Origin of the sequence: Flavihumibacter solisilvae (assembly GCF_000814475.1) — a bacterium.
In the GTDB taxonomy this organism is placed as follows: Bacteria; Bacteroidota; Bacteroidia; order Chitinophagales; family Chitinophagaceae; genus Flavihumibacter; species Flavihumibacter solisilvae.
On record NZ_JSVC01000061.1, the window covers coordinates 1 to 2933 of the forward strand.

A 2933-nucleotide genomic window follows, 5' to 3' on the forward strand; every position below is an offset into this window, starting at 1 on the left:
TAAGTTCCAGCGATAAGATTAGATGCAGTGGCAGTTGTCTGTACCGGTGAAGTGTTCCAGCTATAGGTAAATGGTGCGGTGCCGCCGCTCACGTTCACAGTTGCTGATCCTGTTGCTGTTCCAAAACAAAGCGCGTTGCTGCCTGCTGATGTTGCAACCAGAAGTGGATTTACAACAACCGTTACTGTTGCACTTACAGGTTCACATGGACCGGCCCCGTCCGGGTCATTAGTAATCAAAGACAATACCACCGTCCCACTGAAACCAGCTGCCGGTGTATAGGTGATAGCACCCGGCGTGGCAGTCTGAGCCAGGTTGCTTAATGTTCCCCCTCCCGAAACAATCGACCATGCACCTGTAGTGGCACCACCTCCTATACCAGAACCCGCAAGAGTTATTGGAGAAGGATTGGAAGATTGACAAATCAAATATGGACCGCCAACTGCGACAGTGGCCGCCTGGTTAATCGTAATGACCCTGGTTGCAGTAACAGCTGCACATGGCCCTGCCGGATCATTCGTAGTCAGTGTAAGTGTAACCGTTCCACTAAAGTTTGCTGGCGGAGTATATGTTACGATATCCGGATTTGCTGTCTGAGAGCCGCTGCTCAAAGTTCCACCTCCTGAAGTAATTGTCCAGGCACCCGTCGTTGCACTTCCGCCAATTGATGCGCCAGACAACGTTATAGCAGCAGGGGTAGTAGACTGGCATACGACGACAGGCGCTCCTGCATTAACAGTCGCTAATGGGTTCACCAATACATTTGTACAAACAGAAGGACTGGCACATCCAACTGCAGATGTTGCCACTACACAATATGGAAATGTTCCTGAGGTAGTCGGAGTAATCGTCACCGATTGTGTATTTCCCGGCGACGGATTCATGTCGTTGAGCGGCGACCACTGGTAGGTTACAGGCTGAAAAGTTGAAGCAACCCCAACGTTATCTACTGCCCAGTTACTACCCGCTGTACCTGTGTAACGGAACCGCACCCTCACGTTGGATTGCCCGATGTATGCACTTAAATTTATTGATTCCTGGATCCACCCATTATTGGGATTTCCAACATTTACCGGACCGGTATATGTTTTTAACGTTATATAAGTTGCTCCTCCATCTACAGAGACCTCTACTGCACCGCTGGTTCCCGCATTGAAATTTAATGCAGTGTGATAGTTGAAAATAGGATTAACTGTTCCGACGAGGCTGAAAGGCGCTGTAACTAATGAGCCTGTATTACCTGGACCATCAGTGGTTCCGGTAATGATCATGAATTTAGTATTCGTCGGCGGCGCATTGGAACGGTATGTCACCCCATTAAAGATCTTTCCACTCCCGGATTCTCCCCAGTCACTGTCTGGATCTTCATTGTTATTGTTTGCTTCATTTCCGCTCCACCCGGCCGGGTTCGCATTGGAGAAATCTTCAATAGGAAATGGTGGTTGCCCATAGCCGCTTGCAGCCAATACTGCTGACTCACCAATACAGATCACTGAGGGCGTTGTTGTCACAGTCGGAACAAACAATGGATTTACGGGGACAATTCCTGTTGAAGAATAATCAGTACATCCATTCAAAGAGAGCACTGCCCGATAAATTGTAGTCTGCGTCAGGTTGGAATAAGTAAACGTCGTGGATGTATTGCTGATGTTTGTCCAGCTCGCACCGCCATTATTTGAAGATTCCCACCTGAGGATTGATCCTGTATTATTTGATAACGTGAGCGTACCACCGTTGTTTCCATAACATACAGGTGGCGTTGAAGACAAACTTCCCTCGGGGCCCTGGATCACCGTTGTCGTAACGGTAGTTGACCCGGTACATCCATTGTTTGTGCCAGTTACGGTATAGGTAGTTGTGACGTTCGGTGTAGCTATCACGGTTGCACCGCTGGCGATCGACAATCCTTCCGCCGGGCTCCATGCATAAGTACTTGCACCGCTGGCAGTTAACGTTACACTGTTACCACTACAGAACGCAGCCGGAATGGGAACGGTTAATACAGGCCTCGGATTTACGATGATTGCTCTTACAACCTGGCGCGTACATCCATTCGCGCCGGTAACCGTGTATAAAATGTCGACATTTCCACTTGCAACTCCCGTTACAACTCCTGTTCCGTTGACTGTTGCAATTGCCGGATTACTGGTCGACCAGGTTCCACCAGGTGTGGTATTGGTCGCATTAATACTGGATCCGGCACACACAGTAGCAGGGCTTGTTATCGCTGCAACAGTTGGCATCGGATTGAAGGATATTACAACAGTGTTATTTGTACTTGCACATGGGCCTGCCGGATCATTTGTCGTCAGCCTGAGCGTAACAGGAAGAGTCGCATTGGCTACCGGAGTATATGTGACGATTGCCGGATTTGCAGTCTGCAAAGTGCTGCTCAAAGCGCCTCCTCCTGAAACTATAGACCAGGCACCGGTTGTTGCACCACCGCCAATTCCGGCACCCGATAAAGTTATTGGAGTAGGAGTAGCAGACTGGCACACCGTAAATGGTGCACCCGCTGTTACTGTAGCCGGCGCGTTCACCGTAACTGTAATCGTTGCTGTATTCGTACACCCGTTAGCTGCAGTTCCGGTAATCGTGTAGGTTGTAGTGACTGTAGGATTTGCTGATACGGAAGTTCCTGTTGTTGAAGATAAACCGGTCGCGGGACTCCAGGAATAAGTTGCGCCACCACTGGCAGTAAGAGTAGTGCTCGTGCCGCTGCATATTGTTGGCGAAGCAGCACTAACCGAAATAGTCGGTGTAGTATTCACGGTAACCGTAACAGGCCTCCTGGAACTTTCACAACCGTTAATACGCTGACTAACATGGTATGTTCCGGTAGCCAGCGCGGTTTGCGGGGCTAACACCGATCCTCCTGAACTTACAGAATACCATTGCAGGTCAGTACCTGTTGCCACCAGGCCTGCGATTGT

General features: G+C 49.5%; 1 protein-coding gene. It reads right to left on the bottom strand.

The window, feature by feature from the left end; translation table 11 throughout:
* Window positions 1-2933, bottom strand: a 2933-nt coding sequence (locus OI18_RS23425) for an Ig-like domain-containing protein (protein ID WP_160290289.1), incomplete at both ends; no start/stop codon positions are given.